Origin of the sequence: Mesorhizobium cantuariense (assembly GCF_042647205.1) — a bacterium.
In the GTDB taxonomy this organism is placed as follows: domain Bacteria; phylum Pseudomonadota; class Alphaproteobacteria; order Rhizobiales; family Rhizobiaceae; genus Mesorhizobium; species Mesorhizobium cantuariense.
Genome location: NZ_JBHRVD010000001.1, coordinates 6,602,205 through 6,622,324, shown reverse-complemented (window position 1 = coordinate 6,622,324; position 20,120 = coordinate 6,602,205). Strand labels below are relative to the sequence as shown.

The window sequence follows — 20,120 nt, the reverse complement described above, 5'->3', positions numbered from 1 at the left end:
AATGGCAAGACAAGATCAGGCCAACGACCAGTTTTCGCTCACCTCTTTCCTCTATGGCGGCAATGCCGATTACATCGACGCGCTTTATGCCGCCTATGAGGACGATCCAGCCTCGGTCAATCCCGAATGGCAGGAGTTCTTCGCCGGGCTGAAAGACGATTCCGGCGATGTGCGCAGGAACGCCAAGGGCGCCTCCTGGGCCAAGCCCTCCTGGCCGCTGCAGGCCAATGGCGAACTGGTGTCGGCGCTCGACGGCAATTGGGGCATCGTCGAGAAGACGATCGAAAAGAAGGTCAAGGACAAGGCGGTCACCAACGGTGTCGTCCTCTCCGATGCCGATGTGCACCAGGCGACGCGCGATTCGGTGCGCGCCATCATGATGATCCGCGCCTACCGCATGCGCGGCCATCTGCACGCCAATCTCGACCCGCTCGGCATCGCCAAGCCGCTCGAGGACTACAACGAGCTGTCGCCGGAAAATTACGGCTTCACCGCTGCCGACTATGACCGGCCGATCTTCCTCGACAATGTGCTCGGGCTCGAATTCGGCACCATCCGGCAGATGCTGGAGATCCTGACGCGCACCTATTGCTCGACGCTCGGCGTCGAGTTCATGCATATTTCCGATCCCGAGGAAAAGGCCTGGATCCAGGCACGGATCGAGGGCGCCGACAAGGAGATCACCTTCACCGCCACCGGCAAGAAGGCGATCCTGCAGAAGCTGGTCGAATCCGAAGGTTTCGAGCAGTTCATCGACGTCAAGTACAAGGGCACCAAGCGCTTCGGCCTTGACGGCAGTGAAGCGCTGATCCCGGCACTGGAGCAGATCATCAAGCGCGGCGGACAGCTCGGCATGAAGGAAATCGTGCTCGGCATGGCGCATCGCGGCCGGCTGAACGTGCTCTCCCAGGTGATGGCCAAGCCGCACCGCGCCATCTTCCACGAGTTCAAGGGCGGCTCGGCCGCCCCAGACGAGGTCGAGGGCTCGGGCGACGTCAAGTACCATCTCGGCGCCTCGTCGGACCGCGAGTTCGACGGCAACAAGGTGCATCTGTCGCTGACCGCGAATCCCTCGCATCTGGAAATCGTCGATCCGGTGGTGATGGGCAAGGCGCGCGCCAAGCAGGATTATCTGTTCGGCCGCAGCCGCGAGGAAATCGTGCCGCTGGAAGAGCGCGCCAAGGTGCTGCCTCTCTTGCTGCACGGCGATGCCGCCTTCGCCGGCCAGGGCGTGATTGCCGAAATCCTCGGCCTGTCCGGCCTGCGCGGCCACCGCGTCGCCGGCACGCTGCATTTCATCATCAACAACCAGATCGGCTTCACCACCAATCCGCGCTTCTCGCGCTCGTCGCCCTATCCGTCGGATGTGGCCAAGATGATCGAAGCGCCGATCTTCCACGTCAATGGCGACGACCCGGAAGCCGTGGTGCACGCCACCAAGGTGGCGATCGAATTCCGCATGAAGTTCCACAAGCCTGTTGTGGTCGACATGTTCTGCTACCGCCGCTTCGGCCACAATGAGGGCGACGAACCGGCCTTCACCCAGCCGATCATGTATCGCAACATCCGCACCCACAAGACGACGGTGCAGATCTATGCCGACCGCCTGATTGCCGAGGGCCACATCACCCAGGCCGAGTTCGACCAGCTGAAGGCCGACTGGCGCGCGCATCTCGAATCCGAATGGGAAGTCGGCCAGCACTACAAGCCCAACAAGGCCGATTGGCTCGATGGCGCCTGGTCTGGCCTGCGCACGGCCGACAACCAGGACGAACAGCGGCGCGGCAAGACCGCCGTTCCGGTCAAGACGCTGAAGGAAATCGGCAAGAAGCTGACCGAGGTGCCGAAGGATTTCGAGGCGCACAAGACGATCATCCGTTTCCTCGAAAACCGTCGCCAGGCGATCGAGTCCGGCGAAGGCATCGACTGGTCGACGGCCGAGGCGCTGGCCTTCGGCGCCATCCTGCTCGACGGCAATCCGATCCGCTTGTCGGGGCAGGATTCCGAACGCGGCACCTTTTCGCAGCGCCATTCCGTGCTCTACGACCAGCGCGACGAGACCCGCTACATCCCGCTCAACAATCTGTCGGCCGCTCAAGCCGGCTACGAAGTCATCAACTCGATGCTGTCGGAAGAGGCGGTGCTCGGCTTCGAATATGGCTACAGCCTGGCCGAGCCGAAGGCGCTGACGCTGTGGGAAGCCCAGTTCGGCGACTTCGCCAACGGCGCCCAGGTGGTGTTCGACCAGTTCATCTCTAGCGGAGAACGCAAGTGGCTCAGAATGTCGGGGCTCGTCTGTCTGTTGCCGCATGGCTATGAAGGCCAGGGTCCGGAACATTCCTCGGCCCGGCTCGAACGCTTCCTGCAGCTTTGCGCCGAAGACAACATGCAAGTGGCCAACTGCACGACGCCGGCCAACTACTTCCACATCCTGCGCCGGCAGCTGAAGCGCGACTTCCGCAAGCCGCTGATCCTGATGACGCCGAAGTCGCTGCTGCGCCACAAGCGGGCGGTGTCGACGCTGCCGGAAATCTCGGGCGAAAGCTCGTTCCACCGGCTGCTTTGGGACGACGCCCAGCTGCTGCCCAACCAGGCGATCAAGCTCACCAAGGATTCGAAGATCCGGCGTGTCGTGCTGTGCTCGGGCAAGGTCTATTACGACCTCTATGAGGAGCGCGAGAAGCGCGGCATCAACGACATCTATCTGCTGCGCGTCGAACAGCTCTATCCGTTCCCGGCCAAGGCGCTGATCACCGAACTGTCGCGTTTCCGCAACGCCGAGATGGTCTGGTGCCAGGAGGAGCCCAAGAATATGGGCGCCTGGTCGTTCATCGACCCGTATCTGGAATGGGTGCTGGCGCATATCGACGCCAAGCATCAGCGGGTGCGCTACACCGGCCGCCCGGCCGCCGCCTCGCCGGCGACCGGACTGATGTCCAAGCATCTCGCCCAGCTCGCCGCCTTGCTCGAAGACGCGCTTGGTGAATAGAACAGAACCGGGCTGACAAAACAGAACCGACAAGAAACGGACAGGCACAATGGCTACCGAAATCCGCGTTCCCACTCTCGGCGAATCCGTCACCGAGGCGACCATCGGCAAATGGTTCAAGAAGGTCGGCGACGCGATCGCCGCCGACGAGCCGCTGGTCGAACTCGAGACCGACAAGGTGACGGTGGAAGTGCCCGCCGCCGCCGCCGGGACGCTGAGCGAGATCACCGTCAAGGAAGGCGAAACGGTCGGTGTCGGCGCGCTGCTGGGTTCGATTTCGGCAGGTGGCGCGGCCGCCGCTCCGGCTACTAGGCCGCAAGCGGTATCGCAGGCCTCGTCGCCGGATGCGGCATCGACCGGCAAGCAGGCCGCGGCCGAGACCGCCAAGATCGCCGGCGACGCCGGCGCGGTCGAGCCGCGCAGCATGCCGCCGGCGCCAGCGGCAGCGAAACTGATCGCCGAAAGCAATCTCTCGGTCGACCAGATCTCCGGTTCGGGAAAGCGTGGCCAGGTGCTGAAAGGTGACGTGCTCGACGCCATCGCCAAGGGCGCGCCCTCCCAGCCTGCCGAGACGCCCAAGGCCGCACCGGCACCGGTTGCCGTGCGTGCGCCGTCCTCGGGCGACGATGCGTCGCGCGAGGAGCGCGTGCGCATGACCAAATTGCGCCAGACCATCGCGCGCCGCCTCAAGGAAGCGCAGTCGACCGCCGCCATGCTGACCACCTTCAACGAGGTCGACATGTCAGCGGTGATGGCGCTGCGCACCAAGTACAAGGACGTTTTCGAGAAGAAGCACGGCGTGAAGCTCGGCTTCATGGGCTTCTTCACCAAGGCCGTCACCCACGCGCTGAAGGAGATCCCTTCTGTCAATGCCGAGATCGACGGCACCGACATCATCTTCAAGAACTATGCCCATATCGGCGTCGCCGTCGGCACCGAGAAAGGCCTGGTCGTGCCGGTCGTGCGCAATGCCGACCAGATGTCGATCGCCGAGATCGAAAAGGATATCGGCCGGCTGGGTATCGCCGCGCGCGACGGCAAGCTGTCGGTCGCCGACATGCAGGGCGGCACGTTCACCATCTCCAACGGTGGCGTTTACGGGTCGCTGATGTCGACGCCGATCCTCAACGCGCCGCAGTCGGGCATTCTGGGCATGCACAAAATCCAGGACCGGCCTGTCGTGGTCGGCGGCCAGATCGTCATCCGGCCGATGATGTATCTGGCGCTGAGCTACGATCACCGCATCGTCGACGGCAAGGAAGCGGTGACCTTCCTGGTGCGCGTCAAGGAAAGCCTGGAGGATCCAGAACGGCTGGTGCTGGATTTGTGATTAGATGGCTTTGACCCAGGAGCAATACCTGCGTGCCATAAAGGCCCGGCGAGCGCTCGCTGTCGCAGATTGCCCCGCAACGGCCTCCAAGACGATGAAGACATTGAGCGAAGCTGGTTGGGACGGTGAGTATGTCGTTCCGAACCAGCTTACCTCACGCTCATTCAGTGGCCCGCTAATCCTCCTGAATAACTGGTTTGGTTGGGAGGAACTTGAAGGGCTCGCCCTCAAAGATAGGGCAGACGTCAAGAAGCTGGGCTACTTGCCGAATATCCGCACCAACCTTTGTCTTGATCGGGCATTGGAAATCGTAGGACTGACGCGGCAGGATATCTACGTAACGCAGGCATGCGTATTCCTTCCGCCATCGACAATGGGTTCTTCAATCGCCTCGGCGGTGTATCGGGTTTCCGTTGATCGGGTGTTGAGACACGAGCTAGGTGGGCGGACACCGGTTGCACTCGGCGACGCGGCTCAAAAAGTTTGCAGATCAAGTGGGATCGATTTTGTTGGAGCATTCCATCCATCCTACCAAGCTGGCGAACGGCGAGCCCAGGAGATTGCGGCTGCGATAGGGCGAGTTCACGGATGACGTCCAACGCCGCTTGTTTGCTTGCGCTTGCAGCCACCTGAGGGGCTGGGAAAAGATATGCGCCGCCGCACGATGCCCTATGACCTTTGCCATTGCAGGATTGTCTCGATCTCGGCGGCGGCTGCCATCGTAGTCTTTGCCGTGGCAGATGCCCACGCCGCCTGCCCAATCGAGCTCGCCGTCTATGGCGACGCCCAGAGCGGCAGTGAGATCGATTTTACCCCGACCGGAACCTCGGCGACCGTCACCAACAGCTTCCGGATGATCCTCGACAACAATGTGGTGCTGAACGGCATCGTCATGTGGAACGAGGGCGTGTCGCGGCCGAATGGCGCGCTGATGTACAAATGCCCCGAGGGCGACGTCACCGGCGAGGAGCTTGCCGCCTGCACGGCCTGGCATGGCGTCATCTATACGGCGGACGACAAGGGCAACATCGGACTGCTGCCGGCCGAAGGCGTCGAGGCGCCGAAGACGTTGATCCTGCCGGATCTCGGACCCTCGCTGCGGCAGTCCAGCGCCTATGGCGGCAGCGGGTTTTCGAAAGTGTCGGGGGATGTGTTTGCCTTGAAGGGATGCCAGGAATGAGCGCGACGCAAAAAGTGCTGCTGGTCACCGGCGGCGGGCGCGGCATCGGCGCCGCGATCTGCCGGCTCGGCTCGAAGGCCGGTTACCGCATCGCGGTCAATTTTGCCTCGAACCAGGACGCCGCCGATGCGCTGGTTGCCGAAATCAAGGCCGGCGGCGGTGACGCTTTTGCCGTCAAGGGCGATGTCGGCAGCGAGGCCGATGTTGTGGCGATGTTCGGGGCCGTCGACCGCGTCTATGGCCGGCTCGATGCCTTCGTCAACAATGCCGGCATCGTCGACGTCAAGGCGCGCGTCGACGAAATGGACGTTTCGCGGCTGGAGCGCATGATGCGCATCAATGTCGTCGGTTCGTTTCTCTGCGCCCGTGAGGCGGTGAAGCGCATGTCGACCCGTCATGGCGGGTCGGGCGGCGCTATCGTCAACATCTCGTCGGCGGCAGCGACATTGGGCTCGCCGGGCGAATATGTCGACTATGCCGCCTCCAAGGGCGCCATCGACACCTTCACCATCGGGCTCGCCCGCGAGGTGGCGCTGGAAGGCATCCGCGTCAACGCGGTGCGGCCGGGTATCATCGACACCGAAATCCACGCCTCCGGCGGGCAGCCGGACCGGATAGAACGGTTCCGCGACATGCTGCCGATGAAAAGAGCCGGTACATCCGATGAAGTCGCGGGCGCGGTTCTCTATCTTCTATCCAACGCCGCGTCCTATACGACGGGCGCGATCCTGAATGTAAGCGGCGGCCGCTGAGCCCCAATCCAGAAGGACAGTATCATGGCTTATGACGTCGTTATCATCGGATCGGGACCGGGCGGTTATGTCTGCGCCATCAAGGCGGCGCAGCTCGGGCTCAGGGTTGCGGTGGTCGAAAAGAACGCGACCTTTGGCGGCACCTGCCTCAACATCGGCTGCATTCCGTCCAAGGCACTGCTCCATGCCTCCGAGATGTTCGCCGAGGCCGGCCATTCCTTCGACACGCTCGGCGTCGAGATATCGGCGCCGAAACTAAACCTGAAGAAGATGATGGCGCACAAGGACGCGACGGTGTCGTCGAACGTCAACGGCGTCGCCTTCCTGTTCAAGAAAAACAAGATCGACTCGTTCCACGGCACCGGCAAGGTGATCGCGGCCGGCAAGGTCTCGGTGACCGGCGAGGACGGCAAGGTCGAGGAGATCGAGACCAAGAACATCGTCATCGCCACCGGCTCGGATGTCGCCGGCATTCCCGGTGTCAAGGTCGACATCGACGAGAAGGTGATCGTGTCGTCGACTGGCGCATTGTCGCTGGACAAGGTTCCCGGCCATCTGGTGGTGGTCGGCGGCGGTGTCATCGGGCTCGAGCTCGGCTCGGTGTGGGCGCGGCTCGGCGCCAAGGTCACGGTGGTCGAATTCCTCGACACCATCCTGGGCGGCATGGACGGCGAGGTCTCCAAGCAGTTCCAGCGGCTGCTGTCCAAGCAGGGCTTCGAGTTCAAGCTCGGCGCCAAGGTCACCGGCGTCGCCAAGGCCAAGAAAGGTGCCACGGTCACCTTCGAACCGGTCAAGGGCGGTGCCGCCGAAACGATCGATGCCGACGTCGTGCTGATCGCCACCGGGCGCAGTGCCTATTCCGACAGCCTTGGGCTGAAGGAAGCCGGCGTCGAGGTTGACGAGCGTGGCCGGGTCAAGACGGATGGCCATCTCAGGACCAATGTATCAGGCATCTATGCCATCGGCGATGTCATCGCCGGGCCGATGCTGGCGCACAAGGCCGAGGACGAGGGCGTGGCGGTGGCGGAAACCATTGCCGGCCAGGCCGGCCATGTAAACTACGACGTCATCCCAAGCGTCGTCTACACCAGCCCGGAAATCGCCTCGGTCGGCAAGACCGAGGAAGAGCTGAAGAAGGCCGGCATCGACTACAAGGTCGGAAAATTCCCGTTCAGCGCCAATGGCCGGGCGCGTGCCATGCTGCACACCGACGGCTTTGTGAAGATCCTTGCCGACAAGACGAGCGACCGTATGCTCGGCGTTCATATCGTCGGCTTCGGCGCCGGCGAGATGATCCACGAGGCGGCGGTGCTGATGGAATTCGGCGGCTCGTCCGAGGATCTCGCCCGCACCTGCCACGCGCATCCGACGATGTCGGAAGCGGTGAAGGAGGCGGCGCTGGCCACGTTCTTCAAGCCGATCCACATCTAAAGCGACCAACGCTTCGTCATCCTCGGGTCAAGCCTGAGGATGACGAACGTAGCGATATCGCCCAAACAAAACGGCCCGCTTTTCAGCGGGCCGTTCGTATTTGATATCGAGCCGATCAGTTGGCCGGCGCTGGGGCCGGTGCGGGCGCAGGTGCCGGTTCCGCAGGTGCAGGCGCAGGAGCCGGTTCTGCAGGTGCCGGAGCAGGTGCAGGGGCAGGCGCTGGTTCGGCCGGCTTCATCGGCTCAGCCGGTGCGGGCGCGGGGGCCGGTGTGCTGGCCGCCGGCGGCTCGGCAGGTGCCGGGTGCTCACCACTTCTTCCGAAAACATAATACGCGACAACCGCCAGAATAACGACGACCAGCGCAATCAGCCAGCCACTACCGCCGCCGCCGCTCTGCTTGATGGTGGTGTTGGTGGTGTTGGGATTGAACGGATCGTTTGGATTCGGTGCGTTCGCCATAAAAGTGTCCTCCGTGGATGAAAAATATCAATCAACACCATTCAACGCGCAATCATTGAACTGGTTTCACGCTAAGGTTGGAAAACGCCAAAAACAAGGAAAATCCTGCCTTTCCGGAGCTGGAATGGCGTCGTTTCGCCACGCAGCGCGCCAAGTCTGCGCCTGCTAGTGTCGGTTCAGAGGATTTTGCCGTGATCAACTCCACAGCGCAGATTGTCCCGAACCCCCACGACGTTCTTGCCGGAGCCCAGTTCGCCGACCGCTATGTGCTGGTCACCGAAGGTCTTTCATTGACCGCAATCGGCGCGGCGGAACGGGCTTTGGGGCAAACGCCGCGATGGGTCGGCAGGCTCATGGCGCTGCGCAACCTTGCCGTCAGGCCATTTCGGCTGAAGACGGGCCTGGAACCTGCCGTGTTGCCAGCTGGCCGGATCGGGATATTTCCGCTCATCAGCCAGTTTCCCGGCAAGGTCGTGCTTGGCCTCGACGACCGGCATCTCGATTTCCGGGTCCTGGTCGAAGTCAGGGATCTCGGCATGGGACGGCAGGAAGTGGCCGCGTCGACGATCGTCAAGACGCACAATTGGCTCGGGCGAACCTATCTCGCGATCGTCATGCCGTTTCACCGGATCGTCGTTCCGGCGATGCTGGCTCAGATCCTGGCGAAGTAAGCTGAAGTAGCTAAAGTCCAACAGGCGTGACGGTGTAACCGGCCTTGCGGAAATCCTCGACCAGGCCTTCGGGACCGGGAAGGTGGAGGGCGCCGACCGCCATGAAGGCATTGCCCCTGGCAAGGATCGGCCCGGCATGCTCGACCATCACCTTGTTGCGGCTGGTGATCATGGTTTCCTCGAACGCCGCATAGCCCGCGGGGTCGTCCTGCCCTTCTGGCATGGCGGCACGAAACAGCGGCCAGAACATGCCGGTGTCGCCGCGTTGGTAGAGCACGATCATGGTCTCGTTGATGTCGTTGACCTTGTCGCCGAGCTTCAGCGTGTCGACGAGGCCCTTCATGTGAAAAGCAAGCGGCAGCGATGCCATGGCGCGCAGCTGGCTTTCAGCCGTCTCCAATCCTTCCACCGGCTTGCCGGCAGCCTTTGCACCCTCCGCCAGCTTGACGTCGAGCACCGGTGCGCCGCCGGACTGGCGGGCCAGTTCGCAGGCCGGCAGTGCCATCATGGCCGAGAGCATCCACGGCTTCATCTTGGCAACGGTTGCCGGCGGGATGCCGCGCGCGTCGAGTGCGGTGTTCATGGCCGCCGCATCGTCCGGCGACAGCAATGACGCCAGCGTCGTGCTATCGGTGAACATCATCAGGTCCGGCTCCTTGAGCATCGCGACCATCATCTTCTGCTTGTCGAGCACGTCGGTGGTTTCGATGACGATGGTGCCGGCGGCGTCATAGGCCTTCTGCGCGTCCGGCGGCAGCGTGGTGACGCGCGGGTCGGTCATGTGCATGGTGCCGAACAGGAAGGACGGCTTTTCGCCCGGCTTTTCCAGCTTCCACAACAGGCCCTTGCCGTTCGGCGTGGCAGCGGCTTCCGTCTCGATCTTGCGGTAGGCCGCCGGGTCGTCTTTCTGCAAGGCCGACAGCATGTCGGCGCCGGTGCAGGTCGGGATTTCCGCATGCGCCCTGCCGGCGGCGAACAGCAAGACGGCGAGGAACGACAGGAAAAACAGGACGTTGAGCGCAACAAGCAGCTTCAGCGAGACGTGAGCTGCACGGTCGGCAATGGCGATGACGCGTTTCATGATCCTTTCTTAGGACCGAAAAACGGCAAAACGGTTAACCGGCACTGCAAAATTGAAGGGTTCATGCCCGTGGATGGGCTGATTCGTAGATTTCGAGCAGCCTCGCGGTGTCGACGCCGGTGTAGATCTGCGTCGTCGACAGGCTGGCGTGGCCCAGCAGCTCCTGGATGGTGCGCAGGTCGCCGCCACGGCCGAGCAGATGCGTGGCGAAGGAATGGCGCAGCGCATGCGGTGTCGCCGTGTCGGGCAGGTTGAGCGCCGAGCGCAGCTTGGCCATGTCGCGCTGGACGATGGCCGGGTTGAGCGGTCCGCCGCGCGCGCCGCGAAACAACAGGCCCTTGGGGTCGAGATGATAGGGGCAGAGCCGGCGATATTCGGCGATGGCGCGTAGCGCCACCGGCAGCACCGGCACTAGTCGCGTCTTGCCGCCCTTACCGGTGACGCGCAGCACGGTGTCGGCCGGCGACGCCAGATCGGCGCCGGCCAGGCCAAGCGCCTCCGAAATGCGCAGGCCGGAGCCGTAGAGCAGTGTCAGCACGGCGGCGTTGCGGGCCGCGATCCACGGCTCCTCCGCCAATTGGCCTTCGATGGAAACGATATGCTTGGCGTCGCTCGCCGTCAGCGGCTTGGGCAGCGATTTGGGCTGGCGCGGTGCGCGCAGGGCGGCCGCACCCGCCGCATTGGCAAGGCCGCGCCGCTCGAGGAAACGCAGCAGCGAGCGGATGCCGGCGAGACCCCGGCCAAGCGTGCGGGCGCCGGCGCCGGCATTGCGACGGGCGGCGAGGAAGCCGCGCAGATCGGCCGGGCGCAGATTGGCGATGTCGGCAATGCCGGGCGAGCCGCCGCAATGGCCGGTGAGGAAATGCAGGAACTGGCGCGTGTCGCGCTCATAAGCTTCGACGGTTTCAGGCGACAGCCGGCGTTCGCGCGCCAACATCTTCAGCCAGCTTTCGCGCGCCGCCTGGAGATCGGGCTTGGCCGGGATGAGGAATTCCTGCATGGCGTGCTTCCCATCTTTGTTTCATGCATGCCCGGCCATTTTCCGGCAGCCGGGTTAGGAAGCGGTGAAGAGCGCGTCATTGAAATGACAATCGGGGAGCGTTAGAGCAAAGCCAAAGGATGTCGCGCCATGAGCAAGCCCCAGAACCCTGTCCAGATGGCCGTGATCGGCGCCGCCCATGGCATCAAGGGCGAATTGCGGGTGAAGACCTTCACCGGTGAGCCGCTGGCGCTGGCCGATTACGGGCCGCTCTATGCCAGGGACGGCCGCGCCTTCCAGATCATCGACATCAGGCCCGCCAACACCGTCGTCGTGGTCCGCTTCAAGGGTGTCGCCGACCGCAACGCGGCCGAGGCGCTGGCCGGCACGGAGCTGTTCGTCGATCGCTCGATGCTGCCGGACGACGGCGAAGAAGACGAATTCTATCATGCCGACCTCGTCGGCCTCGAAGTCCGGGACGACACGGGTGCCGCGCTCGGCAAGGTCGTCGCGGTGCACAATTTCGGCGGCGGCGACATTCTCGATGTGACGCTGGGCGGGCGCAAGGGCGTGCTGATCCCGTTCACGCAAGCCGCCGTGCCGCAAGTGTCGGTCGCCGAGGGTTTCGTCCGCGTCGATCCGGCATCCGCCGGGCTTGTCGACGACGAGGATGGCGATGCGCCGCGCGAGGAAGATTTCGACCCGAAGGGCAGGCCGCGCGGACCGAGCGACGCCGGGGGCAACCGGTGAGCTTCTCCGCCTGCGTGCTGACGCTCTATCCCGAGATGTTTCCGGGTGCGCTCGGCCTATCTTTGGCCGGGCGGGCGCTCGAGGCCGGCACGTGGTCGCTGGAGGCGATCCAGATCCGTGACTTCGCCACCGATCGCCATCGCACCGTCGACGACACGCCGGCCGGCGGCGGCGCCGGCATGGTGATGCGCGCCGACGTGCTGGCGAAAGCCATCGACCACGCTTCGCCGGAGGGCGATCTACGGCCGCGCCTGCTGATGAGCCCGCGCGGCAAGCCGCTGACCCAGCGCCGTGTGCGCGAACTGGCCGCCGGGCCGGGCGCTGTCATCCTGTGCGGTCGCTTCGAAGGCGTCGACCAGCGGGTGATCGACGCGCGGGGATTAGAGGAAGTCTCGATCGGCGATTTCATCCTCTCGGGCGGTGAGCCGGCCGCCCTTGTGCTGCTCGACGCGGTGGTGCGGCTGTTGCCCGGCGTGATGGGAAACGCGGTGTCGGGCGAGGAAGAGAGTTTCGAAAACCGCCTGCTGGAACATCCGCACTATACGCGGCCGCAGGAGTTTGAAGGCCGCGAGATCCCCGTGGTGCTGATTTCCGGCAATCACAAGAAGATTGCTGCCTGGCGGCGGGCGGAGTCAGAGGCGTTGACAAGAGCGCGACGGCCGGACCTGTTGGAAAACGGCAAGACCAATAACGATTAAGGAGAGCCCCGTGTTTGGGCAAGTGCCCTCCAAGGCGTCTCCGAAGACCCACAAAACTGGTCTCGTAAAGTGCATTGGTTGCACTTTAGGATTGATTTAGTGCATGGAGTGCACTAAATATGGCTCATCACAGGGCAGGCCAAATGCCGACAATCGCCACTTTCGATGGGATAAAAATTCAGGTCTTTGCAGACCATAGCCTACCGCATTTCCATGCGCTCAAGGCAGAATTTGAAGTCCTGATAACCGGATCGTGGGAGGTACTTCTGGGATCGATGCGTCGGCGTGATCTCGATGCTGTCATGGAGTGGGCAAGGACGCACGAAACGGAGCTTCGCAATGAGTGGAGACGCATCAATGGATAACGAGATCGTCACGAAAGGCCGTCCGCTTCCTCGGATTGCGGCCGCCACCATTATTGACAATCGTCGAGTTCGCGTGACTTGGCGAAACGGCAATTCGGTAACTGTAGACCTGGCCCCTGTCCTGAATAGTCACCGCCACTTTATTCCCCTTCGAACCGACGAAGAAAGTTTCGCCACGATGAGGGTGAATGACGAAGGTACGGCGCTTGAGTGGGATGGCGGGATAGAGCTTTCCGCAGTTTGGATTGCCACGCTTCCTGCCGTAGGAATGGAGAACGGAGAGTTCCGCCAAATCATGGATAAGCTATCGTATTCGCTCGACGGGATGGCGCTGCAACTCGACGTTTCCCGACGCCTGATCGCAATGTACAGGGGTTCAGCTCCAATCCCGAACTCGATAGCCTTGGCTGCTCGATATCTGGCAGAAAAGGCAGATGAACGATGAGGCTATGGCTAATTTGACTCGACTCCAGCAGTGCTTGGCGTTGATGACATTTCGGAATCGGATCGGAATCGAAGTGATCCGGTTCAGCTTTTCGTGAAGTAGTAGAAGGCCAAAAACCGACCGACCGCGACGACGAAGCCGCGCACCGCGTTTTGTGGCACGCGTTTGGCGATCCAGACGCCGGCATAGCCGCCGAGCGCGCCGCCCGGGATCATGATGATCGCCTGCGGCCAGGCGACGACGCCGCCCGAGACGAAGACGACGATCGCGACAGCGGCGATGACCATGGCAAGCATGTTCTTCAGCGCATTCAGCCGGTGATAGTCGCCGGCCTGGGTCAGGCCAAGCGTCGCCAGCATCATCACGCCCATGCCGGCACCGAAGAAGCCGCCGTAGATGGCGGTGACGAACTGCGCCAGGGAACCGGCCAGCGAACCCACCGCCGCTTCCTGCCCCGGTTTTGGCGCCGGCTTCAGCCAGGGTCCAGCGGCAAACAGGGCCGTCGCGGCCAGCAGCAGCCACGGCACCAGGGCGCGAAACGACGGATTGTCGAGCGCCAGCAGGATCAGCGCGCCGGCCAGCGCGCCGACGGCGGAGATGAGGCAGAGCAGCAGCGCGCCGCGCCAGAAATGCCTGATATCGGCCGAGTAGGCGAGGGTCGAGGTGATGTAGCCTGGAAACTGCGTCACCGAGGAGGTGGCGTTGGCGACGATCGGCGGCAGGCCGACCAGTGTCATGGCGCCGAAGGTGATGAAGGTGCCGCCACCGGCGACCGCATTGGCGGCGCCTGACAGAAAGCCCGCTAGAAACAGCAAGATGGCGTCGAAGACAGACATGGAATGCGGCCGCTCAAAACTGTGTTATTTCAGGCTTAGGAAGCCTGAAGAACCGACGCAACCCGGCACGGCAGGATTACGATGGTGCCATGCGAGCAGAAAATGCGCGGCCAAGGCGTGACAAAGCGGCGAAATAGCTGTATGTGCCCGCCCGTACCGGCCAGAAAGAATCTGCCGGACCCGTCAACAATGACGGTGTAGTCGCCCCTGCCCGATGTTTTGAAGACAAATGTCTTGGAGACGAAGGGCATAGCCGAGCGGTCCATGGAACTGCAAGGCGAGTGTAGGACGCTCTGACTGTCGGAAGAACAAGAAGTGGACTTTTGAGATGGATATCCTCCGTCAGCTCGAGGCCGAACAGGCCGCCAAGATCGAAGCCAAGCGCAAGCTTCCCGAATTCCAGCCCGGCGACACCGTGCGCGTCCAGGTCCGCGTGACCGAAGGCACCCGCACCCGCGTCCAGGCTTATGAGGGCGTTGTCATCGCCCGCGCCGGCGCCGGCTTCCAGGAGAACTTCACCGTTCGCAAGATCTCCTATGGCGAAGGCGTCGAGCGCGTGTTCCCGGTCTACTCGCCGATGATCGAAGGCGTCGAGATCGTTCGCCGCGGCAAGGTGCGTCGCGCCAAGCTCTACTATCTGCGCGATCGTCGCGGCAAGTCGGCCCGTATTTCGGAAAACACCGGCGTGCGCGCCCGCAAGCTGAACGATGAGGAGCGCGATGCGCTGAACGCCGAGAAGGCCCGCATCGAGGCCGAGAAGGTGGCAGCCGCCGAGGCTCTGGCCATCGAGAAGGCCGCCCAGGACGCCGCCGAGAAGAAGGCCGCCGCCGAGGCAGCTGAAGCCGCCAAGGCAGCGGAAGCAGCCACCGCCGAATAAGATTTTTGACGAGCATGTTCAAAAAGGCGGCTTCAGCCGCCTTTTTTCGTTTTGAAGGATCTCAGCGCAGGACATGGGTAATTGACTCGATTTACATCGTGTACTAATCAATCTTGTACGATTTAAATGGAGAAGCGAAATGCCTGCATTGTATTCCACCCAAGCCCGCGCCGTCGGCGGCCGCGCCGGCCATGTCCAGAGCGACGATGGCCTGCTCAGCCTCGACCTTGCCATGCCGAAGGAGTTGGGCGGCAAGGGCGGCGCCACCAATCCCGAGCAGCTGTTCGCCGCCGGCTATGCCGCCTGCTTCGAAAGCGCCATGCGCTTCATCGCCGGCAAGCAGAAACTGCCGCTGCAGGATGCCTCGGTGACGGCGAGTGTCAGCCTGCACAGCAATGCGCAGGGCGGATTTGTGCTTGGCGTTTCCCTGGCGGCGGAAACGAAAGGTCTTGATCAGGCGGCGACGGAAGCGCTTGTATCGGCAGCGCACCAGATCTGCCCCTATTCCAACGCCATCAAGGGCAATATCGAAGTGGCGCTTTCGGCCAGGGCACTTCCGGCAAAGGCAGCATGACCACGAAGCAGACAAGCGATGTCATCGACGTCCCGGCGGATTTCGCCGGGATCCCGAAGCTCGACCAGCATCTGTGCTTCGCCCTTTATTCGGCAAGCGGGCTGATGACGCGGCTCTACCGGCCGCTGCTCGAACCGCTCGGCCTGACCTATCCGCAATATCTGACTATGCTGGCGCTGTGGGAGCATGCACCGCGCACCGTCGGCGAACTCGGCGATGCGCTGGGGCTCGATTCGGCAACGCTGACGCCATTGCTCAAGCGCCTGGAGGCGAGCGGCCTGGTCACGCGCCGGCGCGATGCCGCCGACGAGCGCCGGGTGCTGGTCGAACCGACACAGCACGGCCGGGCGCTGCGCGAGGGCGCCAAGGCGGTGTCGGCCGCGATGCGGTGTCATTCGCCGCTCGATGGCGACGAGCTGAAATCCCTGCATCACACCTTGACCCGACTGATCGACGGTCTGCGTGAAGCCGGCGCCGCGGACCGCGATTGACGGCGGATCGCAAGGAATGTTCTGGAATCCCAGGATTGCAGGCACCGAAATCCGCTTTCGGGTGCGCTGACGCAGCGGACCGTCTTGCGTGACGCTTGCGGAAAGCTAAAGTCGGCGCCGGATTTTCCTGCAAGCCCGGCCGTGCCCGGGTCCTTTTATTTCCGGGGAGTGTGTCATGACCAAATCGAAACTGCTGCTGGCCGGCTTGCTTGCCCTCATCCTGGCGCCCGTCGCCGCCTTCGCGCAAGCGCTTCCCGATCTCGGCGGCAAGAAGGTAGTGGTGGTGACCGAGAATGCCTATCCGCCGCTGCAGTTCATCGATGCCAAGACCGGCAAACAGATCGGCTGGGAATATGACGCGATGAACGAGATCGCCAAGCGGCTGAATTTTTCTGTCGAGTACCAGAACACCTCGTGGGACGCGATGATCCAGGCGGTTTCCGACAACCAGTACAATATCGGCATGACCGGCATCACCATCAAGGACGACCGCAAGGAGAAGGTGGATTTCTCCGACCCCTATATGCGCTCGGAACAGTTCATGCTGGTGCGCGGCGATGAAAGCCGCTTCACCGACGCCAAGACCTTCGGCGCCTTCAAGGACGGGCTGATCGGCGCGCAGGCCGGCACCACGCCCTTCTATACCGCCGTCTACAGCGTGCTCGACGGCAATGAGCAGAACCCGCGCATCAAACTGTTCGAGACGTTCGGCGCGACGGTGCAGGCGCTGAAATCAGGCGACGTCGATGTCGTGCTGACCGACGGCACCGCCGGGAAGGGCTATGTCGATGCCTCCGAGGGCAAGCTGAAGCTGATCGGCGGACCGCTCGGCACCGAGGATTTTGGCTTTATCTTCCCGAAGGGTTCGGATCTGGTGAAGCCGGTCAACGCGGCAATCGCGGCGCTCAAGGCGGACGGGACGCTCGATGCGCTGAACAAGAAGTGGTTCCTTGACTACAAGATGGGACAGTAGTTCGTCTTGTCGCGAGGGTTGCGTGACGGTTATGAGCAGGAAATCGCGCTGACTCTGCGCTTGAACACCCCCCTCTGTCCTGCCGGACATCTCCCCCGCAAGGGGGGAGATTGGCAGCTTCGGCTTCACCGCTTGTTTTTCGGCGCGGGAAATTGGCTAAAGCAGTCGCGACATCTGATCTCCCCCCTTGCGGGGGAGATGGCCGGCAGGCCAGAGGGGGGTGCCTTGGCGCAATCCTTTTGATGCCTCCCGCATCTTCCTCAAAAGCCGACTTCCCGTGGTGGCTCGTCGTGGCCGTAGCCATCGCGATCGCGGTGGCCGTCTTCGTTGCCACCAGCAACCTCTACGCCCAGGTCTTCGCCACCGTCGCCAAGGGCATCGGTATCACCATCTTCGTCACCGTGATCGCCTTTGTGCTGGCGTCAGCCATTGGCCTCGGCATCGCACTGATGGGAATGTCGGGTTCGCGCTGGCTGCGCCAGATTGCCCGTTTCTATGTCGAGATCATCCGCGGCGTGCCGATCCTGGTGCTGTTGTTCTGGATCGCTTTTGCCGGCGCGCCGGCCTTCGTCGCGGCCTGGAACGCGCTGACCGCGCCGTTGCAAAGCGCCGGCCTGTTCGGCGAGTTGCTGGTGCGTGACGTGTCGCTGCTGTGGCGCGCCATCATGGCGCTGACCATCGGCTATTCGGCTTTCATCTCGGAGGTTTTCCGTGCCGGTATCCAGGCGGTGGAGAAGGGCCAGATCGAAGCGGCAAAGGCGCTCGGGCTGAGCCGGGCGCAACGCTTCCGGCTGATCGTGTTCCCGCAAGCGATCCGCACCATCCTGCCGCCGCTCGGCAATGATTTCGTCGCTCTGGTCAAGGATTCCTCGCTGGTCTCGGTGCTCGGCGTCGCCGACATCACGCAGATGGGCAAGGTCTATGCAGCCGGCTCGTTCCGCTTCTTCGAGACCTATTCGATCGTCGCCTATATCTATCTCATCCTGACGGTAGGCCTTTCCTTGGCCTTGCGGGCGCTGGAAGGGCGGTTGCGCCGTCAGCACGAGGAATAGTTTTCGGGTCAAGACAGCCTACGATCCTTGTCGGCATATTTCGTTGAGGAGGTCCCATGATCGTCGACAAAGCCAATGCGGCGCTGGATTCCGTTTATACCGCCGACACGCTGGAAGCGCTTGCAGAGGCCTATGCCGCATGGGCCGCGACCTATGACAGCGAGACCGCCTCGCTCGGATATCTCCTGCCGTTCCTGATCACCGCCTGGGTGGCGCGCCATGTGCCGGCGGGCGATGCCCCCTTGCTCGATGCCGGCTGCGGCACCGGCCTGTCGGGGCCGTCGCTGAAGGCGTTGGGCTACCACAACATTGCCGGGCTCGACCTGTCCGACGACATGCTGAAGATCGCCGGCAGCCGCAATGCCTACAACGAGCTGAAACAGGCGATGCTGGGCGGACCGCTGCCTTGGCCGGACGGGCATTTCCGCGCCTTCTTCTCAACCGGCGTGTTCACCATCAGCCATGCGCCGGCATCCGGCCTGCACGAGCTGGTGCGCATCACCCGCAAGGGCGGCCATGCCATCTTCACCGTGCGCGACCAGGTGTTCGAAAGCGGCGGCTTTCAGGCGGTGTTCGACGAGTTGGAACAGGCGAAAAAATGGCGGGCGGTCGAGGAAAGCCCGTGGTTCCGATGCTATGCGATTGCAGAGCCTGACGCCTTGGTGAAGACCTTTGTTTTCGAGGTGGTTTGAGCCGCGAGTTCGCCGACCTTGGCTCCCTTCCTCTCCCTCCGGAGGCTAGGGCATATACACATCTCGCAAGGCCCAACCATCGGCACAGGCACGGAAGTAGGCCAAGCCGTTGTAGAAGGTGATAGGGCCTGGTGGCCTTGAGGAGGCATAACCGTTCCAGCCGCCGAGCCTTGCGATGATCCAGGCCGCCCATGCGAGTGAGTTTTTGGGGTAGGGATTGGATTGCAGCCGCGTCTTGCCCTTGAAGCGTGTCTCGATCGCCGAGAGCGTATCGATCTCGTTGGACGTGAAGGCGAGGCTCGCCTGTTGATCGCCTTGGCCATTGCGGGCCTGCACGAGCTGCATGACGATGATGGCGGCCTTGGCGGCGATGGCGACGAGCTTTTCCAAGCGCGCGGCCGATTGCAGCTGGCTGTCTTCGATCTTCAAGCCTTGGCTCTTCATCACCCGGAAGAACTGCTCGATGACCCAGCGCTGCTTGTACCAGTCGACGATCTGCCAGGCCTGGGAGGGTGTGGCCACCGCATGGGTGGTCAGCAGCAGCCAGTGAAGCGGCTCCACGTCGGCGGGCGCAGCCGTCTCGATGACTTCGACCCAGCGCAGCGTCACGCCTTTGGGCAGGTTGGCCTCGCGCAGGTTGCCCGGCCGCCGGATCGTGGCTTCGCCAAAGCGCAAGCAAAGCTCGGCTCGACGCGCCGGGCGGTCGGCCCGTTCGCGCAGCTCGATCACCTGGGTGTCACTGAACGCCACCTCCTGCACGGCACGGCGCAGCGTTGTGCCCGAAAGCAGTGCGCGGTCATGCATGACGCGTGTCAGCACGTGGAAAGAGCCATCCGGCACACGCGCCCACATCATATAAAAGTCACTCTCACGATCGGCGATGAAAGTGACCATACGGGCCCGGGCCAGCACTGGCTTGGCCGCTTGCGCGGTTTCGACCCAGCGGCACGATTCCTTCTCGCTCAACGAGCGATCAGCGTGCGGTGGCAGCTCTTCATCGCCCCGTGTCCAAACCCGCCCGCCCACAAGACCAAGGCAAGAACCGCGCTCGGCATCAAGGGCGAGCATCGGATGCAGCAGCATGCCCCAGCAATTGCCCTTCTTGATCCTGCCAAGATCGCGCCGGTTGTCCTGCGTCGTTGGGAATCTGATCTCGCTGGTGTCTTGCAGCGCCAAAACATGCCGGCCGTCCACTGCAACCCGCGTCGGTTGGCTCCAGCCTTCAATCACCCGCTCGACCGTCACCGCATCATTGCCGAGAAAGCGCCCATAGCGGATCTCCTCGGAATGGTTGCCGCCAGAAAGCTGGCGCAAGCACACCGTTTCGCGCAGCACCATGCCTTGGAGCAGCGACGCCCCCCTTTATCGAGGCGGCGATCTCCAAACAAACCTAATGACCACGACGGGCACGACATCGGCGACAATCCTTGCAAATCAGACCGTCGCAGAAAAAATCATACCTCAGGCATTCGCGGAATCCGACCCAGCCAAGGC

The 20,120-nt window shown here is 62.9% G+C and carries 22 protein-coding genes; 17 read left to right on the top strand and 5 right to left on the bottom strand.

The genetic code is table 11. The features are described 5' to 3' along the window. Nucleotide 1: 1 nt before the first annotated feature. From ACFOJ9_RS32460 to lpdA, 6 genes are all read left to right on the top strand, one after another. The gene (locus ACFOJ9_RS32460) at nucleotides 2–2,989 is read left to right on the top strand and encodes a 2-oxoglutarate dehydrogenase E1 component (protein ID WP_378985266.1); all 2,988 of its coding nucleotides are present in this window, start codon (nucleotides 2–4) and stop codon (nucleotides 2,987–2,989) included. Between the two features lie 49 nt (nucleotides 2,990–3,038). Next, entirely contained in the window at nucleotides 3,039–4,319 is a 1,281-nt protein-coding gene (gene odhB / locus ACFOJ9_RS32455; protein ID WP_378985264.1) for a 2-oxoglutarate dehydrogenase complex dihydrolipoyllysine-residue succinyltransferase, read from the top strand. Nucleotides 4,320–4,323: 4 nt separating this feature from the next. Next, nucleotides 4,324–4,911 carry a hypothetical protein gene (locus ACFOJ9_RS32450; protein ID WP_378985262.1) on the top strand — a complete coding sequence of 196 codons (588 nt, stop codon included), beginning with the start codon at nucleotides 4,324–4,326 and terminating at the stop codon, nucleotides 4,909–4,911. A 72-nt stretch (nucleotides 4,912–4,983) separates the two neighbouring features. After that, nucleotides 4,984–5,499 (top strand): hypothetical protein, encoded by a 516-nt coding sequence (locus tag ACFOJ9_RS32445; RefSeq protein ID WP_378988202.1) that lies wholly within the window; start codon nucleotides 4,984–4,986, stop codon nucleotides 5,497–5,499. Further along, entirely contained in the window at nucleotides 5,496–6,251 is a 756-nt protein-coding gene (locus ACFOJ9_RS32440; RefSeq protein WP_378985260.1) for an SDR family oxidoreductase, read from the top strand. Before ACFOJ9_RS32445 ends, ACFOJ9_RS32440 begins: the two co-directional genes overlap by 4 nt. A 24-nt stretch (nucleotides 6,252–6,275) precedes the next feature. Further along, nucleotides 6,276–7,682: a dihydrolipoyl dehydrogenase gene (gene lpdA, locus ACFOJ9_RS32435; RefSeq protein WP_378985258.1), complete on the top strand. Its 1,407-nt coding sequence runs from the start codon at nucleotides 6,276–6,278 to the stop codon at nucleotides 7,680–7,682. Between the two features lie 115 nt (nucleotides 7,683–7,797). Here the strand turns inward: lpdA and ACFOJ9_RS32430 are convergent, their stop codons facing one another. Beyond that, nucleotides 7,798–8,142 (bottom strand): hypothetical protein, encoded by a 345-nt coding sequence (locus tag ACFOJ9_RS32430; RefSeq protein ID WP_378985256.1) that lies wholly within the window; start codon nucleotides 8,140–8,142, stop codon nucleotides 7,798–7,800. 194 nt (nucleotides 8,143–8,336) lie between these two features. On the opposite strand from ACFOJ9_RS32430, the gene ACFOJ9_RS32425 reads away from it, so the two are divergent. After that, on the top strand, nucleotides 8,337–8,813 hold the full coding sequence (locus tag ACFOJ9_RS32425; RefSeq protein ID WP_378988199.1) for a DUF2867 domain-containing protein: 477 nt from the start codon (nucleotides 8,337–8,339) through the stop codon (nucleotides 8,811–8,813). 10 nt (nucleotides 8,814–8,823) lie between these two features. Here ACFOJ9_RS32425 and ACFOJ9_RS32420 read toward each other — a convergent pair whose 3' ends face one another. Both ACFOJ9_RS32420 and ACFOJ9_RS32415 read right to left on the bottom strand, forming a co-directional pair. Continuing rightward, nucleotides 8,824–9,894 carry a TraB/GumN family protein gene (locus ACFOJ9_RS32420; protein ID WP_378985254.1) on the bottom strand — a complete coding sequence of 357 codons (1,071 nt, stop codon included), beginning with the start codon at nucleotides 9,892–9,894 and terminating at the stop codon, nucleotides 8,824–8,826. 61 nt (nucleotides 9,895–9,955) lie between these two features. After that, nucleotides 9,956–10,894, bottom strand: coding sequence for a tyrosine recombinase XerC (locus ACFOJ9_RS32415; protein ID WP_378985252.1), 939 nt, complete (start codon nucleotides 10,892–10,894; stop codon nucleotides 9,956–9,958). A 129-nt stretch (nucleotides 10,895–11,023) separates the two neighbouring features. Between ACFOJ9_RS32415 and rimM the strand changes: the two genes are divergently transcribed. The 4 genes from rimM to ACFOJ9_RS32395 all read left to right on the top strand — a co-directional run bounded on the left by rimM (nucleotide 11,024) and on the right by ACFOJ9_RS32395 (nucleotide 13,131). Beyond that, complete coding sequence (gene rimM, locus ACFOJ9_RS32410) at nucleotides 11,024–11,623, top strand: ribosome maturation factor RimM (RefSeq protein ID WP_378985250.1); 600 nt, start codon at nucleotides 11,024–11,026, stop codon at nucleotides 11,621–11,623. Next, nucleotides 11,620–12,321 carry a tRNA (guanosine(37)-N1)-methyltransferase TrmD gene (trmD, locus tag ACFOJ9_RS32405; protein WP_378985248.1) on the top strand — a complete coding sequence of 234 codons (702 nt, stop codon included), beginning with the start codon at nucleotides 11,620–11,622 and terminating at the stop codon, nucleotides 12,319–12,321. The genes rimM and trmD overlap by 4 nt, the downstream gene beginning before the upstream one ends. A 119-nt stretch (nucleotides 12,322–12,440) precedes the next feature. Beyond that, the gene (locus ACFOJ9_RS32400) at nucleotides 12,441–12,686 is read left to right on the top strand and encodes a DUF4160 domain-containing protein (RefSeq protein ID WP_378985246.1); all 246 of its coding nucleotides are present in this window, start codon (nucleotides 12,441–12,443) and stop codon (nucleotides 12,684–12,686) included. After that, nucleotides 12,679–13,131: a DUF2442 domain-containing protein gene (locus ACFOJ9_RS32395; protein ID WP_378985244.1), complete on the top strand. Its 453-nt coding sequence runs from the start codon at nucleotides 12,679–12,681 to the stop codon at nucleotides 13,129–13,131. The genes ACFOJ9_RS32400 and ACFOJ9_RS32395 overlap by 8 nt, the downstream gene beginning before the upstream one ends. An 83-nt stretch (nucleotides 13,132–13,214) precedes the next feature. Here ACFOJ9_RS32395 and ACFOJ9_RS32390 read toward each other — a convergent pair whose 3' ends face one another. Continuing rightward, nucleotides 13,215–13,967, bottom strand: a complete 753-nt coding sequence (locus ACFOJ9_RS32390; protein WP_378985242.1) for a sulfite exporter TauE/SafE family protein — start codon at nucleotides 13,965–13,967, stop codon at nucleotides 13,215–13,217. A 328-nt stretch (nucleotides 13,968–14,295) separates the two neighbouring features. On the opposite strand from ACFOJ9_RS32390, the gene rplS reads away from it, so the two are divergent. From rplS to ACFOJ9_RS32360, 6 genes are all read left to right on the top strand, one after another. Beyond that, nucleotides 14,296–14,844 (top strand): 50S ribosomal protein L19, encoded by a 549-nt coding sequence (gene rplS, locus ACFOJ9_RS32385; RefSeq protein ID WP_378985240.1) that lies wholly within the window; start codon nucleotides 14,296–14,298, stop codon nucleotides 14,842–14,844. 139 nt (nucleotides 14,845–14,983) lie between these two features. Beyond that, on the top strand, nucleotides 14,984–15,418 hold the full coding sequence (locus ACFOJ9_RS32380; protein ID WP_378985238.1) for an organic hydroperoxide resistance protein: 435 nt from the start codon (nucleotides 14,984–14,986) through the stop codon (nucleotides 15,416–15,418). Further along, complete coding sequence (locus ACFOJ9_RS32375; protein WP_378985236.1) at nucleotides 15,415–15,909, top strand: MarR family winged helix-turn-helix transcriptional regulator; 495 nt, start codon at nucleotides 15,415–15,417, stop codon at nucleotides 15,907–15,909. Before ACFOJ9_RS32380 ends, ACFOJ9_RS32375 begins: the two co-directional genes overlap by 4 nt. Nucleotides 15,910–16,084: 175 nt before the next feature. After that, nucleotides 16,085–16,882, top strand: coding sequence for a transporter substrate-binding domain-containing protein (locus ACFOJ9_RS32370; RefSeq protein WP_378985234.1), 798 nt, complete (start codon nucleotides 16,085–16,087; stop codon nucleotides 16,880–16,882). A gap of 242 nt (nucleotides 16,883–17,124) precedes the next feature. Further along, nucleotides 17,125–17,934, top strand: a complete 810-nt coding sequence (locus ACFOJ9_RS32365) for an amino acid ABC transporter permease (RefSeq protein WP_378985232.1) — start codon at nucleotides 17,125–17,127, stop codon at nucleotides 17,932–17,934. A gap of 56 nt (nucleotides 17,935–17,990) precedes the next feature. After that, nucleotides 17,991–18,626 carry a class I SAM-dependent DNA methyltransferase gene (locus tag ACFOJ9_RS32360; RefSeq protein WP_378985230.1) on the top strand — a complete coding sequence of 212 codons (636 nt, stop codon included), beginning with the start codon at nucleotides 17,991–17,993 and terminating at the stop codon, nucleotides 18,624–18,626. Between the two features lie 45 nt (nucleotides 18,627–18,671). Here the strand turns inward: ACFOJ9_RS32360 and ACFOJ9_RS32355 are convergent, their stop codons facing one another. After that, complete coding sequence (locus ACFOJ9_RS32355; protein ID WP_378979481.1) at nucleotides 18,672–19,964, bottom strand: IS4 family transposase; 1,293 nt, start codon at nucleotides 19,962–19,964, stop codon at nucleotides 18,672–18,674. Nucleotides 19,965–20,120 lie beyond the last annotated feature (156 nt).